Here is a 19,966-nt window from a genome sequence, read left to right on the forward strand (position 1 = left end):
CTATGAAATGGATGCCGACATGATTATCAAGAACATCAATGAATACCTGCACCTGAATGAACAATCGCGGATTGTTATTCTGCACGATCCGGTAGGCCGTCAACGGGATATCGCGGAAGCTTACTCCATCCTGAATCTGTGGCAACAGAGCTATCACGCTTCCAATATCTACCCATTAACCATTGGCTTCTATGTCGAAAAGCTCAAAGCGACGAAAAACCCGGAGCTGAAAAAGAAAATAGATGACAGTATCCATCAGGACCGCTGGAACAACGACTGGCCGAAACTGAAAGAAACCACCGAAGACTTTGAAGCGCGTCAGGCAAAGTTGATGAAACTGTTTGAAGCTTTCGCGGATAACCCGGACCTCAGTTATCAGGTCGGCGGGCTGAAAAATTACTTTCATTACTTCTTTTCATTGCAAGATAAAAAAGAGACGCTGGAAGAAGAGGACGCGCTGGAGTTTCAGTTTTTCAGTGAAATCCTCTCTGGTCTGCTTGGCAATCTGCAATCCTCCCTGCCCGGCCAACAGGTTTTGGCAAAGCTTGCCGCCAAAGCATCAGACAGTGACGGAGACGGTAACTTCTGGCGCACCATTACCACCGGGGTTATCGCCGTGCTGAATAACGACAAAGTAAAATCACCGATGCTTAAGAGCCAGTTTATTCGCGGAGTTGATAATATTTTGCAGGGTATGGGGACCTTTCTGGCCACCGTCTGCGCTAACCCCGATCAGGCGATTTCTCAGGGAGCAAATTATCTCCACCAGCTTCCCCAGAAAGCCATTGACCAGATAACCCAACAATTTGTCCCCGCCCTGTTATCTACGTTGGGTGTAGTGATTGAATCGGATGGCCGGGTGGCACTCAGTGAACAAAGCTATCAGGAAGTGCTCAAGCGACTGGAATCGAAAGCAAATCGTCACCTGCCAGATCCAGCGGTGCGGACACAGGCTATTGGGGAACGGATTATTAACTGGAGTAAACGCCTGGAATCACTTGGCAATAAACCGGTGATGACCCTGCCCGCGGTTAAAACCAGTGCAGACTCGCCGGTTCAGCTTTTTACCTTAGACGGAGCCGGTAAACCATCCATTGGCTTACTGTTTGACTCTTCACTGACTGGTGTCAGCCTATTTTTGAATGCGTTTACCCTATCGGACGTGCTCAAACAGACAGAATATGCCCGCAACAACCCGTTACAACCCGGCCCGACCTATATGAATCTGCTACGCTTTAGTACCGCGGTGATTGGTATGAGTGCTGATTTGGCTTCTATCAGCTCGACGCTGGCGAGCAAAGTGAACTCCCCGATAGTAAAAGCGCTGATGAATGGGATAAAAGTGCCCGCTATCAATGCGGCTATGGTCAGCCAGTTCTCCCGTGTTGCTGGTAGCATAGCGGGTTATTTAGGGGCGCTGGTTTCCTTCTATGATGCGAGTAACGCCTTTAAAGTGGGTAATAGTGTGGAAGGTTATAGCCAAGTAGCGATAGGGACAGGTACGATTATCCTAACAACAGTAGGATTAATATTCTTTGCCGCTGGCTCTGTCATGACAGCAGGCTTGCTAGCATGGCTGGCTGCGGGAATCAGTTTGCTTGTCGGTGGCAGTATTGGACAGGCCACCAGTGCTTGGTCAGATCTCGAAAAAGTGCTGAATAACTGTTTTTGGGGAGCTGGGAAAAAGTATAATTTTTGGGGAGGAAAAGGAAGACCTGACATATCTAGTCAATTCGAAATAGTCAGAGAAATGAATAATGACACACAAAATCATTTTGTTATCGAAAACCAGGAGTTTTTAAATCTGTTTATTCAGCCACAACTGAAAATACATCAGGGTTTGGTGTCACGACCTATTGTTTTACCCTGCCTGCTTTTCAGATGGGTCTCTCAGATATTCGCGGGATCTTTGTGACTCCATTCAGAACTCCCCACTACTGGGAAGGAAAAATAGATTATGTTGAAATTAACCACCGCAAATATATTCCTGATACCTTCCGTAGTACCAAATTCAGGGAAGCTAAGGAGCAGGCCAAACTTACCTTGAATGGCGATACGGCAACGCTGGAAGTAGTCATCGCAGAAACAATGGGCGTTTATCCCCGCAGTAGCGAACTGTACTGGTATTATGAGCAATCAGAAAATGTCATTGCCCCTATGCGTTATATCTTGGGAGAAAAACCCACAGCAGAAAATACCATTAAAGGCAGTTTTGACGGAGAGCGTATATTATGAAGCAACGACTCAAAAATCTACTCAAAAAATGGTTTTCCACTATTCATCCACTGCCAGCCAAACGGCTGGCACGCTGGGAAAAAGAACTTCTGACAGCGCCACCGGATATTAAGGATGTAGAAACTATTAAACATGTAGAAATACTGGATTATCTTGATAATAAGGAATGTCATATCCGTAATCCACAACGCCGTTTTAGGAGTATTAATCTAATCCCAGTAACATTAGGGATTATTAGTAGCCTTATTCTAAATATTAACGGATTTATCGAAGATCGTAAAAATGATGAAAAAGGGATTCATAGTTGGGTGGTATTAGTAAAGAAAAAGTACGGCGAAGAATTTTATTTACGCGATGATCTACCCGATTATATGGAAAGTGCCCGCTATATCGGCAACGATAAAGAGATCTCCCTGAGGAAATACCTGCACTATCGCTATAATTTTTATGAGTATAGCAATGATTTTTTGATAACTGATATGATATTTTTACTGCTTTACCTACTGATTATTCCACCTTTTGTTTATTGTGTATTTTTCTGGCAGAGACAGGCACCATTAATTATCGACCGTGAGCGACAGATTTTTTACACCTGGTATAAAGGCAAAGCCTATACCGCCCGTTATCCACAATTAGGCATGCTGGAAAAAACTAATATTCTGTATCTCAAAGTCTACGGACTAGACGAAAATAATAACCTTATCGAGCGAGTATTTATCCCTAACGTCAGCAGCTATACTTTTGCCTTCTTAAGCAGTGGCAATGATAAAGCGCTGGCAGTCGCCTTTATGGTGAAGTTTTTATTAAACGGTAAAGAAGCAGTCAGTAAAGTAGATTATAAACGTCGTGGACCGCTTATCTGGTGGAGTAAAGATAAAAGACCCGCCGATTTAGACGAACAGATTCCGTTGATTTTGGCCGAACTGGATCGCTTAGGTCCCCCTGATGAAGATCTTTCCGAATGAAAGTGAAATTAAAAAATTTACTTAAAAAATGGTTTCCTACTGTTCATCCACTGCCAGCCAAACGGCTGGCACGCTGGGAAAAAGAACTTCTAGCCGTACCACCAGATATTAAGAATGAAGAAACTATTAAACATGTGGAAATACTGGATCTCCTTAATGATAAGGAGTGCTGGGTTAGAAGTCCCCAGCGCCGTTTTAGAAGTATTACCCTGATCCCGGTAACATTAGGATTAATTACTAGTCTAATATTAACAGTGAATGATTTTATGAAAGAACGAAAGAGTAATGAATCAGAAATTTATCATTGGGTTGATATAGCTAAAAAGGAGTATGGTAAAAAATTTTATTTACGCGATGACCTTCCTGATTATTTGAATGGTATGAACTATATTGGTGATGATAAAGATCTCTCTCTGAAGAAATACCTGTATTATCGATATAACTATTATCTATACAGCGACTACCTTTTAAAAGTCGATATAGGTTTCCTACTACTCTATCTGCTGATTATTCCCCCTTTTGTATGGGCTATATTTTTTTTACGCCGTCAGGCGCCACTAATTATCGATCGTGAACGACAGATTTTCTACACCTGGTATAAAGGTAAAGCCTATGCTGCCCGTTATCCACAAGTGGGTATGGCAGAAAAAACTAATATTCTGTTCCTCAAAGTCTACGGTCTGGACGAAAAAAATCAACTTATCGGACGTGGTTTTATCCCTAACGTCAGCAGTTATACTTTTGCTCTTTTAAGCAATGGCAATGATAAAGCGCTGGCAGTCGCATTTATGGTGAAGTTTTTATTAAACGGTAAAGAAGCAGTCAGTAAAGTAGATTATAAACGTCGTGGACCGCTTATCTGGTGGAGTAAAGATAAAAGACCCGCCGATTTAGAGGATCAAATTCCATTGATTTTGGCCGAACTGGATCGCTTAGGTCCCCCTGATGAAGATCTTTCCGAATGAAAGTGAAATTAAAAAATTTACTTAAAAAATGGTTTCCCACTGTTCATCCACTGCCAGCCAAACGGCTGGCGCGTTGGGAAAAAGAAATTCTAGCCGTACCACCGGATATTAAGGATGCAGAAACCATTAAGCATGTGGAAATATTGGACTACCTTGATAATAAAGAATGTCATATTCGCAATACCCAACGCCGCGCCCGGAGTATCGCTTTAATCCCGGTTACACTGGGAATTATTAGCAGTTTGGCGTTAAACGTTAACGATTTTATAGAGTCACGAAAAAATAATGAAGTATGGATACATGGTTGGGTAAATTTGGCGAAAAAAAAATACGGGGATAAATTCTACCTACGTAATGATTTACCAGACTATATGGAAAATGCCCGCTATATTGGTAACGATAAAGAAATTTCGCTAAGAAAATATTTATATTATCGTTATACTTTTTACCCAAGTAGCACTAAACTTCTCATTATTGATATAAGCTTCCTACTGCTCTATCTGATAATTATTCCACCTTTTGTATGGGCTATACTTTTTTTACGCCGTCAGGCACCATTAATTATCGATCGTGAACGACAGATTTTTTACACCTGGTATAAAGGTAAAGCCTATGCTGCCCGTTATCCACAATTAGGCATGGGGGAAAAAACTAATATTTTTTATCTCAAAGTCTATGGACTGGATGAAAATAATCAGCTTATCGGGCGTGGTTTTATCCCCAATGTCAGTAGTTATTCCTTTGCTTTCTTAAGCAGTGGCAATGATAAAGGGCTGGCAGTTGCCTTTATGGTGAAGTTTTTATTAAATGGCAAAGAGGCGGTCAGTAAAGTAGATTATAAACGTCGTGGACCGCTTATCTGGTGGAGTAAAGATAAAAGACCCGCCGATTTAGACGAACAGATTCCATTGATTTTGGCCGAACTGGATCGCTTAGGTCCCCCTGATGAAGATCTTTCCGAATGAAAGTGAAATTAAAAAATCTACTCAAAAAATGGTTTCCCACTGTTCATCCACTGCCAGCCAAACGGCTGGCACGCTGGGAAAAAGAAATTCTAGCCGTACCACCAGATATTAAGGATGCAGAAACCATTAAGCACGTGGAAATACTGGATCGCCTTAATGATAAGGAGTGCTGGGTTAGAAGTCCCCAGCGCCGTTTTAGAAGCATTACCCTGATCCCAGTAACATTAGGGATTATTAGTAGCCTTATTCTCAATATTAACGGATTTATCGAAGACCGTAAAAATGATGAGAAAGCTATCCATCGGTGGGTCAATCTAGTAAAAGAGGAATATGGCGACGAATTTTATCTGAGAAATGACTTACCAGACTATATGGAAAATGCTCGTTATATTGGCAATGATAAAGAGATCTCCCTGAGAAAATATCTGCATTACCGCTATAATTATTATCTATACAGCGACTATTTCTTTAAAGTTGACATGGGGTTCCTGTTGCTCTATCTGCTAATCATTCCACCATTCATCTGGGGTATTTTTTTTTCACGCCGTCAGGCACCATTAATTATCAATCGTGAACGACAGATTTTTTACACCTGGTATAAAGGTAAAGCCTATGTCGCCCGTTATCCACAAGTGGGTATGGCAGAAAAAACTAATATTCTGTATCTCAAAGTCTACGGACTAGACGAAAATAATAACCTTATCGAGCGAGTATTTATCCCTAACGTCAGCAGCTATACTTTTGCTTTCTTGAGCAGTGGCAATGATAAAGCGCTGGCAGTCGCCTTTATGGTGAAGTTTTTATTAAATGGCAAAGAGGCGGTCAGTAAAGTAGATTATAAACGTCGTGGACCGCTTATCTGGTGGAGTAAAGATAAAAGACCCGCCGATTTAGAGGATCAAATTCCATTGATTTTGGCCGAACTGGATCGCTTAGGTCCCCCTGATGAAGATCTTTCCGAATGAAAGTGAAATTAAAAAATTTACTTAAAAAATGGTTTCCTACTGTTCATCCACTGCCAGCCAAACGGCTGGCACGCTGGGAAAAAGAGCTTTTGGCAGCACCACCGGATATTAAGGATGTAGAAACCATGAGGCCGTTTATCAAACTGGAACTAATAGAAACCGATTTGCTGGAAGCCCCTGAACCACGTGATATTCGATCGTTCGTAACAGAGTTAACACAGGAAGGAAAGATTATTACGGGTTTTCCCTGCGCTACAGTTGTCAGCCTCAGGCTGAAAAACTGGTTGCTATAATGAGAAGGACAGCGGCTGCAATGCGTCATGTTGAGCGAAAAGATGATGAGTCATTGAATAGCTCATTGTATTCATAGTCATTACCTCCCAATGTTGTACCCATAGCTGTACTTGTACAAATATAAGTACGCGAGTGTTGTACTAATGATATTTCTGTGACTCCAATTCAATCTCATGGAGAAAATGACTGAGTGGGAATTTTCAATGATAATTTCATGTTTTCCACCCGGACTTTTCATCTGACAAAACCGACAATAAACTTAAACAGTAAAAAAATAAGAGGTGTTTTTAGGGCTTAAATGACCCTGAAAATTAACTTTTTTATCCATTAAATCGTGCTTAAACACCCGTATTTTCAGATAATTTTTTTACGGGATAATTTCTTTTCAACTTTCTATTAATAGTTGATGGTTTTAATTAAGTCTAAATTAATCACCGATAAAAATAAATTTGTGATTGATATTCTTGTTAGTTAATTCGTCATTTTTAAATAAACTTAAAAACCGCATTTTCTATCTACTTAAAAAACTTTAATCATTTCTATTTTACCTTTAATGATTAAAGCTTTTACCTGTTTCTTCGTGATACGCTTACCCTTTTTCCAGATTTTAAAACCATTCTGATTTTTCCTCAGGACAATAGTAAAAACAAAAAAACCGCGGGATACATCTATCCGCACGGCTTGACTTGAAAAGGCAGTTAATCATTAAGTACCAATTAAAGAACTCACATTTTCACCAGTAATCTGAGTCAATAACGCTTAATGATGACTAACCAATTAAACCTGATACATTTTGCATAAATAGCGGGAAACAGCATCATCCGCATTTGAGCCAATCACATCCATATCTGGCAGGATATCTTTCAAGCGCTGGTGAGCATCCCGCATAATACATCCCTTACCTGCCGCCATTAGCATTTCCAGATCATTCATCCCATCACCAAAAGCTATGCAATCACTTAGTTTATAACCTATAGATTTAGCAACCTGTTCAAGTGCATGACCTTTGGAAACACCACCAGCCATAACCTCCAGACAATTACGCAATGAAAAACTCACATTTACTCTGTCACCCCAACGTGCGTTAATTGCCTCCTCCAAAGTGATCAATAAATCATGATCTTCACAGGTAAAGTAAACTTTGCACACCCCATCAGTCTTAAAACTATCACGCTCAAAAAGCTGATAATGGAATACTGACTCCTGGAAAAATTCTTCCTGCTCAGGGCTTTCACGATTTATATACCAGTCGTCATTACAGTAATAATTCGTCAAAATATTGGGGTTATCAAACTCCATTAAACATAAGTCATGCACAATATCAGGATCAACGTTGTGGCTGAAAACCAGTTCACCCGCAGTGTTGTGTACCCGGGCACCATTGGAAGTAATCATATAGGCATCAATACCAAGACTGTCACGGATTTGCGCAACATCCACATGATGACGGCCAGTAGCAAAAATAAAATGAATGCCTTTGTTTGTCAGTAAATTAAGTGTTTCCTTGGTGTAAGAAGTTAATTTGTGATCAGGAGACAGCAAAGTGCCATCTAAATCTGAAGCAACAATGTGATACATAGTTATGGTTCCTAAATTAAATCAATTTTGATCAAAAAAATCACAAATGGCGTTGAGTGCCTGGCTACGTAATTTATCTTTTTCAAACAGGATTTCATGATGTGCCCCTTGTATAATCAAAGGTAGCTGCTCTTGAACAAGAATCTCTTTTTTCTGACGTGATTTACAAAAAGCCCGTAGTTTCTGATTATTAATGACCTTATCTTCACTGGCTTTTAAAACCATCAGTGGTGTCTCAATTTTTCCTGCTTTTTCTATCAGCATGTCGCCAACTAACATACTTTCCCGCATCCAATGATATGTCGGGCCACCGATACGTAATTCTGGGTCATCCGCGTAATAACGAAGGTAGCGGCAATAACGTTCCTGGCTATGTGTCAGAAGGTTGATCAAATAAGGCAACGGGCGCCATTTCCCGGTTAATACGGCGTAATTGTTGCGTATATCCGGGTGCTTTTCTGCCCGGTTTACCAGAAAGGTTGCCAACCAACGTGGCATGGGTAAGTTAATACCAAACATTGGAGCGCACAGGGCCGCTGCATCAAAAACCTGGCTATGACGTAATAAAAATCCCCCTAATATTGCCGCCCCCATGGAATGAGCCAGCGCATAACAGTGGGAATAGTGACGAGGAATAATTTCTCTTTCTATAAACGTTTCAACATCATCAATATAGTCATTGAATTTTTCTACATGCCCTTTTTGCGGATCTTCAAGCATCCTGCTGGATCGCCCCTGCCCACGATGATCAATAATAAAAACATCGTAACCTAGGTGATAGAAATCAAATGCCACTTCCGGGTATTTGACATAACTTTCACTTCGGCCAGGCAAGATAACAACCGCTCTATGATTCTTTGTGGTTGTACAAAAACGGACATAGCGTATCAGCACATTATCAATACCAATAAACTCATGTTCTTCTCTGATTTGCCAGAAATCTAGCAGAGGCCCGCTAGCAAAAGCAGAGAACTGTATCTCACGATTGAGCCAGCTTTCTTTCAATCTTTCGGGCATCATAAATTATCCTCAAGCTATTCGAATTCCTCCAAATGTTCATGGATCAAAGCCATAAAGACATCACCAAAACGTTCAAGTTTTCGTTGCCCTACTCCGTTAATTAATAACATTTCATCCGCTGTGACCGGGCATTGCTCTGACATTTCAATCAAGGTGACATCGTTAAATACAACAAAGGGAGGGATATTATTTTCGTCAGCAATCGATTTTCGCAATTTACGCAGCTTAGCAAACAGCTTGCGATCGTAATTACCACTATACGATTTACTTTGCTGACTGCGCCCTTTCAGGCTCTGTATTCGTGGAACAGCCAGTTTTAGCGGAACTTCACCACGCAATACTGGCCGCGCAGCTGCTGTTAATTGTAATGCAGAATAATTGGTGATGTTTTGACTAATAAAGCCTAAGTGAATAAGTTGCCGCAATACACTGATCCAATACTCCTGGCTTTGTTCTTTACCGATACCATAAACGGGCAAACGGTCATGCCCCATATCACGGATACGCTGATTATTCGCACCTCTGAGCACTTCAACGATATAACCGATACCAAAGCGCTGACCAACCCGGTAAACACAAGAAAGCGCTTTTTGTGCATCCACCAGACCATCATAATTTTTAGGTGGATCAAGGCAAATATCACAGTTGCCGCAAAGGTTTTGCTTATTTTCACCAAAATAATTCAGCAATACCAGACGGCGGCAAGTTTGTGCTTCGGCAAAAGCGCCCATTGCATTAAGTTTATGCCGTTCAATATCCTGTTGCGTGCCAACAGGTTTTTCTTCCAAACAACGGCGAAGCCATACCATATCAGCCGGATCATAGAATAATACCGCTTCCGCAGGTAGGCCATCACGTCCGGCACGCCCTGTCTCCTGATAATAGGATTCAATATTACGTGGAATATTAAAATGAACCACAAACCTGACATTGGGTTTATTAATTCCCATACCAAACGCGACTGTTGCCACAACAACCTGCAAATCATCACGTTGAAATGCATCCTGTACCCGAGCACGTTGGCTGTTATCTAACCCGGCATGATATGGTGCAACACTTAAGCCACGTTTTTGTAAGCGCTCTGACGTTTCTTCAACTTTGCTGCGGCTGTTGCAATAAATGATGCCACTTTTACCTTTTTGAGCGCGGATAAATAACCATAATTGATCTAATGGCTTGTATTTTTCTATCAAGGTATAACGAATATTCGGACGATCAAAACTGCTGATATGAATAAGCGGATTATTAAGATTTAGTAGACGGACAATATCATTGCGGGTAGTTTCGTCAGCGGTCGCAGTCAACGCAATGACCGGTAATGTTGGAAACCGTTGCCTGAGCTGCCCCAACGCCCGGTATTCAGGCCGAAAATCATGGCCCCACTGTGAAATACAATGTGCTTCATCCACCGCCAGCATAGCCGGTTGCCATTCCAGAAGTTGCTCAAGGAAGTTATCCATCATCAAGCGTTCAGGAGCGATATACAGCAATTTGATCATTCCCTGACGACAACGCCGGATCACATCAATCTGCTGTTCGCGAGCCTGAGTTGAATTCAGGCAATCAGCCGCAACACCATTTGCCTGCAATTGATCCACCTGATCTTTCATCAAAGAGATCAATGGGGAAACAACCAACGTGATCCCATCCTGTACCAGTGCCGGGATTTGGTAACACAACGATTTACCACCACCCGTCGGCATAATGACCAAACAGTCACGCCCTTCAAGAATGGTATTAATGACTTGTTGCTGACCAGACCGAAATTGCTGATAACCAAAGGTTTCCCGCAATACCTGCTCTGTCAGTGATATCGTATTGATGACTTCTGCGGTAGACACGCTTTTCCTCAACCATTAAAAAATCACAGACATTATTCAATAAACGTCTGGGCATTATGCTATCTCACTCTTGGAATAATTACAGCATGTCATTGAACAATCAGTCCGATACCAACACAGTCTGGACAAATCTTTGACTATTTCCTTTCCCCAAAGTTAATCAGTTGACCTCAATACTTTTAAATGTGAAATAGTCTATTTTCAGTCAGTTAAACCCAATATCTGGGTTTCTATCTGCTTCAATTTGCTATGGTGACATCCAATCATATTATTTAGTAATTTGATTTTTTTCAGGTGATTACTCTATATTCCCGGTAAACTGGCAAGGTTAGCAACAAAAGCATAATATTAACAATTAATTAACTATATAAAGTAATGTTAATAACACATACCTTAATTTGGGATTAAATTAAATGCCTACAACTGAAATAACCCTAGAGGAAGCCCGCCAACTGATTGGGGATGCTTTTGTTCATCATATGCCATTTAACCAGTTATTAGGGCTTGAATTACTTCGATTTGAACAGGATTATGCAGAAATACAGTTCCATAATCAGAGTAAACTGGTGGGTAATATCGCGCAGAAGATTTTGCATGGTGGTGTGATTGCCTCAGTATTGGATGTATGTGCCGGATTGGTCTGCATCGGTAATACGTTAAGCCGCCTGACACCTATTTCACGAGAAGAATTAGAAAAGCGATTATCAACAATGGGAACTATCGATTTGCGGGTGGATTATCTACGCCCCGGCAGAGGTGAGGTATTTACTGCCACCAGCAGCATTATCCGTAGTGGAAATAAAGTTTCTGTTGCCAGAGCTGAACTCCATAATGAGCAGAGATCCCATATTGCCGGCGCAACGGCAGCTTATCTGGTTGGCTAATCATATAATTTTAACTCTTTAATCCATTGCGTAATATTCAGCCCGGTGACATATTATTTCCATGTTAACGGGCTAACAGCTCATTACACTTTTTCCACCTTATATTTATATCAGGACAATATGAACAAACCACAAACCACCAAAGGAGTTTTATACGCCTTCGGAGCCTGTTTTATCTGGGGAATTGCTCCAGTTTATTTCAAACATATTCAGCAAGTACCTGCTGACGAAATTTTGACCCATCGTGTCATATGGTCATTTTTCTTTATGTTGTTGCTGGTAACATTAACTCGCCACTGGTCACAGGTAGCCAAAGTTTTTCATCAACCTAAAAAAGTGTTATTGCTGGCCGTGACTGCTACTGTGGTTGCCTGTAACTGGCTGATTTACATCTGGGCGGTAAACCACGGTCATATGTTGGAGGCCAGTTTAGGTTATTTTATTAGCCCACTGGTTAACGTTTTATTTGGTATGTTGTTTTTGAGTGAACGTTTCCGTCGAATGCAATGGACTGCTGTTATTCTGGCTTTTACCGGCGTGTTAATCCAGCTATGGCAATTTGGTTCTATACCAGTTATTGGGTTAAGTTTAGCGGTCACTTTTGCCTTGTATGCCCTGCTTCGGAAGAAGATGAATGTTGATGCGCAAACAGGTATGACGATTGAAACACTGTGGTTACTGCCGGTTGCGGCCATTTACCTGTTTGGTTTTGCCAACAGCTCAACCAGTGATTTAAGTACCAACTCTACGACACTTAATTTATGGCTGATTTCTGCGGGCATTATCACTACTGTACCATTACTGTTATTCACAGAAGCTGCTGCTCATCTGCGTCTATCTACGCTTGGATTCTTCCAGTATGTCGGCCCAACATTGATGTTCTTGCTGGCAACCTTGGTTTACGATGAACAAATAGGCACTGACCGGCTGATTACTTTCGGCTTTATCTGGGCTGCATTGGTGCTATTTACACTGGATGCCGTATATACGCAGCGTAAATTGCAGAGATAACAAAAATAATGAAAATAACCATCAGATTAGCCAAAACAACAGAACAAATTACCCTTGAAGCACTCCAGTTACGTGCCTCTTTGATGTGGGAAGATGATTGCAAGTTATTATTAGCAAATCCTCACATGATAGAACTCCCTACAGAATATATTGCAGCAGGATATATTTATATTGCGGAACAAGCTGGCGTAATTCTAGGGTTCAGTGTTGTATTGCCACAATCTGATGGAAATTCAGAACTTGATGGATTATTTATTGAACCGGCTTTTTGGCATCAGGGTATTGGCAAGCAATTGGTATAGACAGCATTGAATAATGTTCATACAAAAGGAGGAACATCATTGCGAGTTCTGGCTAATCCTCAAGCCGAAGGGTTTTATATTGCTCTTAGCTTTGAACGTTTAGGAAAAGAATACACTCAATTAGGGACAGCAATTTGTATGATTAAGTACATATGATAAAAAAATCACAGGACATAGTTGCAATACAATCATGTTCTTTAAAATTAATGTCTTATATCATCACATTCACTCTATTTTTAATAATTATACCTGTTATCTTTCAAGTTGCCTCTTTGTTGGCTGCACTCACTCACCCCAGTCACATCGTTCTCTATGACATAGTTATCTATGCTCCCGGGGATTCGCTCCCTTGCCGTCGCGATCCATCTTGGAGTTTTTAACACCTGAAAATGGTCGTTAATTCTAGACATCAGTGAGTCCGCTATATCAGGTAGCGTTGTGGTGAAAAATTTGAAGACTTTGTCTCGAAATTCATGTTTATCAGCGAAATAACGGTTATTTCGAACCTGTTCATTCATGACCTTCCATAATCGCTCTATCGGATTTAAATTTGGGCTATAGGGAGGAAGGTAATGTCACTCAATATTGCTCACATAAGCCCACTCCTTCACAAGATGAGCTTTGTTGTAACCCGCCCCATCCACAATAAGATGAATTTTTTGATGATAGTCAGGATAAGACTTTCTTATTTCATTGAAAAAATAGCAAATGTTGTCATCATTGATGGTTTGATATTCTTGGAATGCTAAAAGTAATATTCCAGAGCTGAGCAACATAGGTCACGATTTCATGTGGGTGATGGAAAAGATGTTGAGATAAGTGGTTGATTAAAAAATCAGTTTGCTTTAGAGAAAGTCAACTATCAGCCCCCATTATCAGATTTAAGTTTACCTTGATTAAGGTAATCACTGATATGGCGGTCAACAATGGTCTGATGGAGTCGCAATGCTTGGGCTATCATCACAGCACTCCACCCTTAAGAGGCCAGAAGGATAGCTTTTATTCTGTCTCGCACTTGACCATCACGAGTTGTGTCGTGAAGACGCTCAAGTTTGATTTTTTGTTCTGATGTAATAAATATTTTCATAGCGAGGATAATGATCTCCATTTCGTATAAAATCAAGCATCTTCAATGATCACGGGTATATACCGGATCGATAGCAGGCTGGCCATGATTATGGCAATACAAAAGAGCAACTGATTCGAGGATAAATTCGAAATCAATGGCGGCAAGCTCTGTTCGGTGAACGGAACTAGATTAAAACAAAATGCCGGATAAAAAAACCAGCATTTTGTCGGTAATCTGTAATTAAACTAAAGCCAATTCTTCCGCTTAAAATAGAGATACGGTGCAAGACCAGCCGCAATCATTAAACCAATTGCGCCTGGATAACCAAATGTCCAGTGTAGCTCTGGCATAAATTCAAAGTTCATACCGTAACTGGAAGCCACCAACGTTGGTGGCAAAAATACCACAGAGACAACTGAGAAGATTTTGATAATCCGGCTCTGTTCTATATTGATAAAACCCATTGCTGCCTGCATCAGGAAGTTAACTTTTTGGAACAAGGATTCATTATGTGGCAACAAGGATTCAATATCCCGCAGTATTTCACGGGCTTGCTCAAGCTGATCAGCCGGTAAACGGGCACGTCGCACCAAAAAGTTAAGCGCGCGCTGAGTATCCATAAGGCACAAACGAACCTTCCAACCAATATCTTCCTGCTCAGCAAGACTGGACAAGGCAATATCAAACTCATCCCCCTGTTTCCCTTCCATAATGACCCGGCTCAGGGATTCCAGCACGCTATAAATATTTTCGATAACATCAGCCAGCTGTTCGATTTTTGTTTCAAACAAATCCATCAGCACTTCATAAGCATTACCATCAACTAATATCTGATTACGAGCACGCATACGGTACAATCGGAATGCAGGGAGCTCACGCTCTCGCAATGTATAGAGACGACCATCACGAATAGTAAATGCAACTGTTGCGTTGCCTGCATGGTCTTCTGCGTCTTCAAAGTAAAAAAATGAGTGGACGTGTATTCCGTCTTCATCTTCAAAAAAACGCGCCGATGCCTCAATATCATCCAATTCCGGTCGAGTTGCCAAAATTTGGCCTAATTCATTTTGAACATGAAGCCTATCTTGTTCTTCCGGCTCGACCAAATCTACCCACAAGGAATCGGATAACTTTTCTCCCTCTTCTAATTCAAGACGGAGCAGGCGATTATTCTCTAACTTAAATGCGCTCAGCATGTATCATAAGTCTCCTTTACTCCCTACATGATCGTAAGGCGCGAATGTTACGCTTAGAAGAAAAAGCGTGTCAACATTCAACCTGGATATTATTTTCAGACCGTTTCAAGCCTGGCATAAGCAGCTACCAACCACTTAATCCCTTCGCCCTGAAACGCGATTTGCAACCGGCTGTGTTCACCATCACCCTCCATATTAACAATGGTTCCTTCACCAAATTTAGGGTGACGAACACGTTGTCCGAGAGTATAACCACTATCATTGGAACTTATTGGCGTACCTAACCGACGATGGCTGACTGGACGAGAGACTGTCGCACGTAACCGAACCTCTTCAATACATTCTGGTGGCAGCTCCCCAATAAAACGGGATGGCCGATGATAAACTTCTTTACCATATAAACGGCGGCTTTCTGCATAAGTGATTGTCAATTTTTCCATTGCTCGTGTCAGGCCCACATAAGCCAGACGACGCTCTTCTTCCAAACGTCCACCTTCTTCAATCGACATCTGGCTTGGGAACATACCTTCTTCCATACCAACAATAAATACCTGTGGGAACTCTAACCCTTTAGCCGAATGTAATGTCATCAGTTGCACTGAATCCTGATAGGCATCTGCCTGACTTTCTCCTGATTCCAGCGCTGCATGGGAAAGAAATGCCTGCAATGGCATCAAATTTTCATCCTCACCTTGATAACTGAATTGGCGGGTTGCAGTGACAAGCTCCTCAAGGTTCTCTATACGCGCCTGGGCTTTTTCACCTTTTTCCTGCTGATACATCGCTCGCAGGCCAGAATCACGAATAACCCTGTCAGTCTGAACATGCAATGGCATATCTTCCGTTTCTGACGATAACGCCTCTATCAGTTCAATAAAGCGCTGTAAGGAAGAGGCTGCACGCCCGGCCAGCACTTTCTCCTGAAGCAAAGTTTGACAACTGTCCCACAAAGTTTCCTGTCGTTCACGGGCAGACTGGCGGACAATATCCAACGTTCTGTCGCCAATACCACGGGTAGGCGTATTCACCACGCGTTCAAACGCCGCGTCATCATTGCGGTTAGCAATTAAACGTAAGTAAGCCAGTGCATCTTTAATTTCCTGACGTTCAAAGAACCGCTGACCACCATAAATACGGTACGGCATTGATGCCTGTAATAACGCTTCTTCCAACACACGGGATTGGGCATTGCTGCGGTAAAGTATGGCACAGTTTTTCAACGCGCCCCCGTTTTCGAGCCAGCTTTTAATCCGGCTGACTACATAACGAGCTTCATCCAATTCATTAAATGCACAATAAAGGGAAATGGGTTCACCCTCTATACCATCAGTCCACAGATTCTTACCCAGACGATCACTGTTATTGGCAATCAATGTATTTGCAACCTTAAGAATATTACTGGTAGAACGGTAGTTCTGCTCCAAACGGATAGTTTCAGCGCCAGAAAAATCTTTCAGAAAACGCTGAATATTCTCAACCTGAGCCCCACGCCAGCCATAAATAGATTGATCATCGTCCCCGACAATCATCACTTTTCCCGTTTCCCCCGCCAGCAAATGAATCCAGGCATATTGAATACTGTTAGTATCCTGAAACTCATCTACTAAAATATTAGTAAAGCGACCACGGTAGTGTTGTAAGATCTGCGGTTTATTCAGCCAGAGTTCATGGGCCCGTAGTAGAAGCTCGGCAAAATCTACCAGCCCGGCCCGATCACAAGCCTCCTGATAAGCTTGATAAACTTTCTGCCATGTCATCTCAACAGGGTTGCCATAACTTTCAATATTCTGTGGCCGCAATCCTTCATCTTTTTTGCCGTTGATGTACCACATCCCCTGACGTGCCGGCCATTGTTTATCATCCAAATTCATCGCTTTGATAATACGTTTAAGCAAACGGTGCTGATCTTCGCTGTCAAGAATCTGAAAATCCTGTGGCAGATTGGCATCCAGATGATGTGCCCGTAACAATCGATGAGCCAAACCATGGAATGTACCAATCCACATGCCCCCTTGACTGGTACCGATCAAGTTTTCAATCCGGTGACGCATCTCTGCGGCAGCCTTATTGGTAAAAGTCACTGCCATAATGGAAAATGGTGAAGCATTCTCCACTGATAATAACCAAGCAATCCGGTGTACCAGAACCCGGGTTTTACCACTCCCTGCTCCGGCCAGTACCAACATGTTTGTCCGCGGAGCCGCTACAGCTTCCCGTTGTTTGTCATTCAGACTTTCGAGCAGATAGGAGACGTCCATAATTACCATCAGTTGATTAGACAGCAACCAAAGGATGCTGTGTTTTTATACAGAATAATTTCTTGATTATATCAATGCTGTCAAAGAAGCCAAATCGGAAATCTCAATGTGCGGCAGCAGGCGACTTTCAGCTACCTGCAATAATTTTTTATTTTCTGTATTAATCCAGCAAGCTTGCATACCACTACGAACTGCCCCTTCCACATCGGTATTCAGGTCATCACCGACGTGCAAAATTCTCCCAAGCGGTAAACTCAAGCGATCTGCTGCCAAACGATACATATCACTGTAAGGTTTTGAGCGCCCATCAGGGCCAGCTTTCAACACAAATTTAAAATAACGAGCAAGGCCACAAGCCGCTGGTTCTGCATTACCATTCGTAATAGCTACCAATGGCATCCGTTCAGCAAGTATAGCTAGGGTTTTATGTGTTGCTTCAGGCACATCAATCTGACTGCGCCAGTGTGCGAAATGGGCCGTAATCTCATCTGCCCCCCGACAAGCATCTTCACGGCTAAAACCGTAATGACAAAACATCAGCTCCGCAGACTGCCAACGCAATAAAGTCATGTCATGATAAATGTCAGGATGTTGCTCAAGTATCACTTTACGGAAAACTCTCAGATCCTGATGATCAAGGTGACTAAATTTAGGAGAATATTGCCGCACAAAATTCAGTACTTCTTCTTCTGCCTTATCTAACACTGGGCGATTATCGTAAAGTGTGTCATCCAGATCAAATGTCATTGCTGAGACTGGCGCAAGAGGCCGATAAAAATGCATCACGATTTCCCTCGTTTGGCTCTGGGATGAGCGACATCATACACTTTTGTCAAATGCTGGAAATCCAAGTGGGTATAAACTTGCGTAGTAGACAAGCTGGCATGACCAAGCAGCTCCTGAACCGCACGCAAATCACCACTGGATTCTAGAATATGAGTGGCAAAAGAGTGACGCAATTTATGAGGATGGATATGAGTATTTATCCCTTGGCGTATGCCCCACTGCGCAAATCGCTGCTGTACATTCCGGGTTGATATCCGCCGCCCCCTATTTGAGATAAAAACAGCATTATCCCCCGGTTCGAACAATTCTCGCATCTCCAGCCAGCGATTCAGCCATTCAATCGCAGTCCGTCCCACAGGAACCTTCCGCTCTTTACTCCCTTTACCTAAAACCCATACCTCTCCACTTTCAAGATCCAGATGTTGACAATCAAGACTAACCAGCTCCGATAAACGCAGCCCAGCACCATACATCACTTCCAACATAGTCCGGTCACGCACTGATAATGGATCATTGAAATTGATATTGAGTAATTGGTCGACTTCATCCACATCAATATTTTTCGGCAGGTGGCGCTTAGTTCCCGGGGTACTCACGGCTTTACCCGGGTTAACGGCAATCACGCCCTGAGTAACCAACCAATCAAGGAAACTGCGCAAGGAAGATAAGCGCAAAGACAAGTTAGCTGACTGTAAACCAGCGCGGCGACTACGTGTTACTAACATTCTCACTTTGGCAGGATCAAGATCTTCCCATTGTCTAACATCTATTGCTAAAACCATCTCAGCCAGCGCAGAAAGATGACGACGGTAATTAATGATAGTCACCGGGCTTAGCCGACGCTCTACCCTGAGATACCGCAGAAATACCTCAACCGGTTCCAGTAATAGATCGATTTCTTGCGTCATATCCGTTTAATCCATCGAGACAGTATATCCGGCAATAACTTAGCCAGATGATCAAGCATATCCGTTCCCATGCCCTCCTGATAATGCTGATGATTTCGGCTGTTAAATATTACCACTCCCAACTCTCCCCTAGTGCCCAGTAGAGATACAGCAACTGAACCTACATGACGAACCTGTGGCAATAACAATAAAATTTCCGGCCCGTTCAGCATACCGAGGTAGTGGTTATTATTACCAAAACGCTGAATACGGATTGGTTCGAAAGCATTACGGGAAAGCGCTAAACCAGGCGCATTAAACGGTGCTCCAATATGCCATTTATCACTAAACAGACGGATAGTTGCACTATTTAGCCCCAGATTTTTCGCCCATGAACTCAACCGACCAAGCATATCCTGTAAACTTTCTGCCGCAGACAAATCAACAAGTAATTTAAACAATTGCTCAAACAACCGTTCATTCACTTTGGCCTGCTCCATTAACAGGGTTATCTCTTCTTCCAGATAAGTAGTGCGTGTTCTCTGACGGCTCATATACCATTCAACCAAAGAAATAGCTTCTCTTACCGGGTGAGGAACCTGTAGCTGTTCAATAGCACGTGCATTGCGGATAAAGAAGTTGGGGTTTTCCAACAAATATTCCACAACCGCCTGATCATTAAGTGTACCACTGATGCTTAACGGCTTTTCTTTTTTCTCCATCTTCCGACGCCCCACGGTTCAAA

18 protein-coding genes and 1 pseudogene are annotated in these 19,966 nt (G+C 42.2%); 10 read left to right on the forward strand and 9 right to left on the reverse strand.

Features of this window, described 5'->3' with window-relative positions; genetic code table 11:
* The first annotated feature begins 19 nt into the window (after positions 1–19).
* The 7 genes from EAE89_RS07300 to EAE89_RS07330 are packed head-to-tail and all read left to right on the forward strand — an operon-like array spanning position 20 to position 6,388.
* Positions 20–1,915: a hypothetical protein gene (locus EAE89_RS07300; RefSeq protein WP_214085615.1), complete on the forward strand. Its 1,896-nt coding sequence runs from the start codon at positions 20–22 to the stop codon at positions 1,913–1,915.
* Positions 1,912–2,235 (forward strand): hypothetical protein, encoded by a 324-nt coding sequence (locus EAE89_RS07305; protein WP_214085616.1) that lies wholly within the window; start codon positions 1,912–1,914, stop codon positions 2,233–2,235. The genes EAE89_RS07300 and EAE89_RS07305 overlap by 4 nt, the downstream gene beginning before the upstream one ends.
* Positions 2,232–3,200, forward strand: coding sequence for a hypothetical protein (locus tag EAE89_RS07310; RefSeq protein ID WP_214085617.1), 969 nt, complete (start codon positions 2,232–2,234; stop codon positions 3,198–3,200). The genes EAE89_RS07305 and EAE89_RS07310 overlap by 4 nt, the downstream gene beginning before the upstream one ends.
* A complete protein-coding gene (locus EAE89_RS07315; RefSeq protein WP_214085618.1) occupies positions 3,197–4,165 on the forward strand; it encodes a hypothetical protein in 969 nt (322 codons plus the stop codon). The genes EAE89_RS07310 and EAE89_RS07315 overlap by 4 nt, the downstream gene beginning before the upstream one ends.
* Positions 4,162–5,130 carry a hypothetical protein gene (locus EAE89_RS07320; RefSeq protein ID WP_214085619.1) on the forward strand — a complete coding sequence of 323 codons (969 nt, stop codon included), beginning with the start codon at positions 4,162–4,164 and terminating at the stop codon, positions 5,128–5,130. The genes EAE89_RS07315 and EAE89_RS07320 overlap by 4 nt, the downstream gene beginning before the upstream one ends.
* Positions 5,127–6,095 carry a hypothetical protein gene (locus EAE89_RS07325; RefSeq protein ID WP_214085620.1) on the forward strand — a complete coding sequence of 323 codons (969 nt, stop codon included), beginning with the start codon at positions 5,127–5,129 and terminating at the stop codon, positions 6,093–6,095. Before EAE89_RS07320 ends, EAE89_RS07325 begins: the two co-directional genes overlap by 4 nt.
* The gene (locus EAE89_RS07330; RefSeq protein ID WP_214085621.1) at positions 6,092–6,388 is read left to right on the forward strand and encodes a hypothetical protein; all 297 of its coding nucleotides are present in this window, start codon (positions 6,092–6,094) and stop codon (positions 6,386–6,388) included. The genes EAE89_RS07325 and EAE89_RS07330 overlap by 4 nt, the downstream gene beginning before the upstream one ends.
* Before the next feature lie 778 nt (positions 6,389–7,166).
* Here EAE89_RS07330 and yigL read toward each other — a convergent pair.
* Genes yigL through recQ form a run of 3 tightly spaced genes read right to left on the reverse strand, consistent with a single transcriptional unit; the run spans position 7,167 to position 10,828 of the window.
* Complete coding sequence (gene yigL, locus EAE89_RS07335) at positions 7,167–7,967, reverse strand: sugar/pyridoxal phosphate phosphatase YigL (RefSeq protein WP_054480805.1); 801 nt, start codon at positions 7,965–7,967, stop codon at positions 7,167–7,169.
* A gap of 21 nt (positions 7,968–7,988) precedes the next feature.
* Entirely contained in the window at positions 7,989–8,987 is a 999-nt protein-coding gene (gene pldB, locus EAE89_RS07340) for a lysophospholipase L2 (protein ID WP_149616834.1), read from the reverse strand.
* Between the two features lie 14 nt (positions 8,988–9,001).
* Positions 9,002–10,828, reverse strand: a complete 1,827-nt coding sequence (gene recQ, locus EAE89_RS07345; protein ID WP_054480809.1) for an ATP-dependent DNA helicase RecQ — start codon at positions 10,826–10,828, stop codon at positions 9,002–9,004.
* A gap of 413 nt (positions 10,829–11,241) precedes the next feature.
* Here recQ and EAE89_RS07350 point away from each other — a divergent pair, with 413 nt between their 5' ends.
* From EAE89_RS07350 to EAE89_RS07360, 3 genes are all read left to right on the forward strand, one after another.
* The gene (locus EAE89_RS07350) at positions 11,242–11,712 is read left to right on the forward strand and encodes a thioesterase family protein (RefSeq protein WP_054480811.1); all 471 of its coding nucleotides are present in this window, start codon (positions 11,242–11,244) and stop codon (positions 11,710–11,712) included.
* Between the two features lie 120 nt (positions 11,713–11,832).
* The gene (gene rarD / locus EAE89_RS07355; RefSeq protein ID WP_054480813.1) at positions 11,833–12,723 is read left to right on the forward strand and encodes an EamA family transporter RarD; all 891 of its coding nucleotides are present in this window, start codon (positions 11,833–11,835) and stop codon (positions 12,721–12,723) included.
* An 8-nt stretch (positions 12,724–12,731) separates the two neighbouring features.
* Positions 12,732–13,025, forward strand: a complete 294-nt coding sequence (locus EAE89_RS07360; RefSeq protein ID WP_149616833.1) for a GNAT family N-acetyltransferase — start codon at positions 12,732–12,734, stop codon at positions 13,023–13,025.
* A gap of 365 nt (positions 13,026–13,390) precedes the next feature.
* Here EAE89_RS07360 and EAE89_RS07365 read toward each other — a convergent pair.
* From EAE89_RS07365 to EAE89_RS07390, 6 genes and pseudogenes are all read right to left on the reverse strand, one after another.
* Positions 13,391–14,112: pseudogene (locus EAE89_RS07365) on the reverse strand (IS630 family transposase); the annotation flags it as partial.
* 227 nt (positions 14,113–14,339) lie between these two features.
* Entirely contained in the window at positions 14,340–15,290 is a 951-nt protein-coding gene (gene corA, locus EAE89_RS07370; protein WP_054480821.1) for a magnesium/cobalt transporter CorA, read from the reverse strand.
* Positions 15,291–15,385: 95 nt separating this feature from the next.
* On the reverse strand, positions 15,386–17,548 hold the full coding sequence (uvrD, locus tag EAE89_RS07375; RefSeq protein ID WP_214085622.1) for a DNA helicase II: 2,163 nt from the start codon (positions 17,546–17,548) through the stop codon (positions 15,386–15,388).
* Positions 17,549–17,614: 66 nt separating this feature from the next.
* A complete protein-coding gene (gene yigB, locus EAE89_RS07380) occupies positions 17,615–18,331 on the reverse strand; it encodes a 5-amino-6-(5-phospho-D-ribitylamino)uracil phosphatase YigB (protein ID WP_054480823.1) in 717 nt (238 codons plus the stop codon).
* Positions 18,331–19,242: a tyrosine recombinase XerC gene (xerC, locus tag EAE89_RS07385; protein ID WP_214085623.1), complete on the reverse strand. Its 912-nt coding sequence runs from the start codon at positions 19,240–19,242 to the stop codon at positions 18,331–18,333. The genes yigB and xerC overlap by 1 nt, the downstream gene beginning before the upstream one ends.
* A complete protein-coding gene (locus EAE89_RS07390; RefSeq protein WP_054480827.1) occupies positions 19,239–19,943 on the reverse strand; it encodes a DUF484 domain-containing protein in 705 nt (234 codons plus the stop codon). The genes xerC and EAE89_RS07390 overlap by 4 nt, the downstream gene beginning before the upstream one ends.
* Positions 19,944–19,966 lie beyond the last annotated feature (23 nt).

The organism is Photorhabdus heterorhabditis, from assembly GCF_018448905.1.
Taxonomy (GTDB): Bacteria; Pseudomonadota; Gammaproteobacteria; order Enterobacterales; family Enterobacteriaceae; genus Photorhabdus; species Photorhabdus heterorhabditis.

What these genes read in the sequence shown, in the direction of transcription:
- EAE89_RS07390 (WP_054480827.1), bottom strand. Translation starts at nt 19,943, where the DNA reads ATGGAGAAAAAAGAAAAGCCGTTAAGCATCAGTGGTACACTTAATGAT.
- EAE89_RS07350 (WP_054480811.1), top strand. Translation starts at nt 11,242, where the DNA reads ATGCCTACAACTGAAATAACCCTAGAGGAAGCCCGCCAACTGATTGGG.
- EAE89_RS07300 (WP_214085615.1), top strand. Translation starts at nt 20, where the DNA reads ATGATTATCAAGAACATCAATGAATACCTGCACCTGAATGAACAATCG.
- pldB (WP_149616834.1), bottom strand. Translation starts at nt 8,987, where the DNA reads ATGATGCCCGAAAGATTGAAAGAAAGCTGGCTCAATCGTGAGATACAG.
- xerC (WP_214085623.1), bottom strand. Translation starts at nt 19,242, where the DNA reads ATGACGCAAGAAATCGATCTATTACTGGAACCGGTTGAGGTATTTCTG.
- yigL (WP_054480805.1), bottom strand. Translation starts at nt 7,967, where the DNA reads ATGTATCACATTGTTGCTTCAGATTTAGATGGCACTTTGCTGTCTCCT.
- corA (WP_054480821.1), bottom strand. Translation starts at nt 15,290, where the DNA reads ATGCTGAGCGCATTTAAGTTAGAGAATAATCGCCTGCTCCGTCTTGAA.
- yigB (WP_054480823.1), bottom strand. Translation starts at nt 18,331, where the DNA reads ATGCATTTTTATCGGCCTCTTGCGCCAGTCTCAGCAATGACATTTGAT.
- rarD (WP_054480813.1), top strand. Translation starts at nt 11,833, where the DNA reads ATGAACAAACCACAAACCACCAAAGGAGTTTTATACGCCTTCGGAGCC.
- uvrD (WP_214085622.1), bottom strand. Translation starts at nt 17,548, where the DNA reads ATGGACGTCTCCTATCTGCTCGAAAGTCTGAATGACAAACAACGGGAA.
- EAE89_RS07315 (WP_214085618.1), top strand. Translation starts at nt 3,197, where the DNA reads ATGAAAGTGAAATTAAAAAATTTACTTAAAAAATGGTTTCCTACTGTT.
- EAE89_RS07320 (WP_214085619.1), top strand. Translation starts at nt 4,162, where the DNA reads ATGAAAGTGAAATTAAAAAATTTACTTAAAAAATGGTTTCCCACTGTT.
- EAE89_RS07310 (WP_214085617.1), top strand. Translation starts at nt 2,232, where the DNA reads ATGAAGCAACGACTCAAAAATCTACTCAAAAAATGGTTTTCCACTATT.
- EAE89_RS07360 (WP_149616833.1), top strand. Translation starts at nt 12,732, where the DNA reads ATGAAAATAACCATCAGATTAGCCAAAACAACAGAACAAATTACCCTT.
- EAE89_RS07330 (WP_214085621.1), top strand. Translation starts at nt 6,092, where the DNA reads ATGAAAGTGAAATTAAAAAATTTACTTAAAAAATGGTTTCCTACTGTT.
- EAE89_RS07325 (WP_214085620.1), top strand. Translation starts at nt 5,127, where the DNA reads ATGAAAGTGAAATTAAAAAATCTACTCAAAAAATGGTTTCCCACTGTT.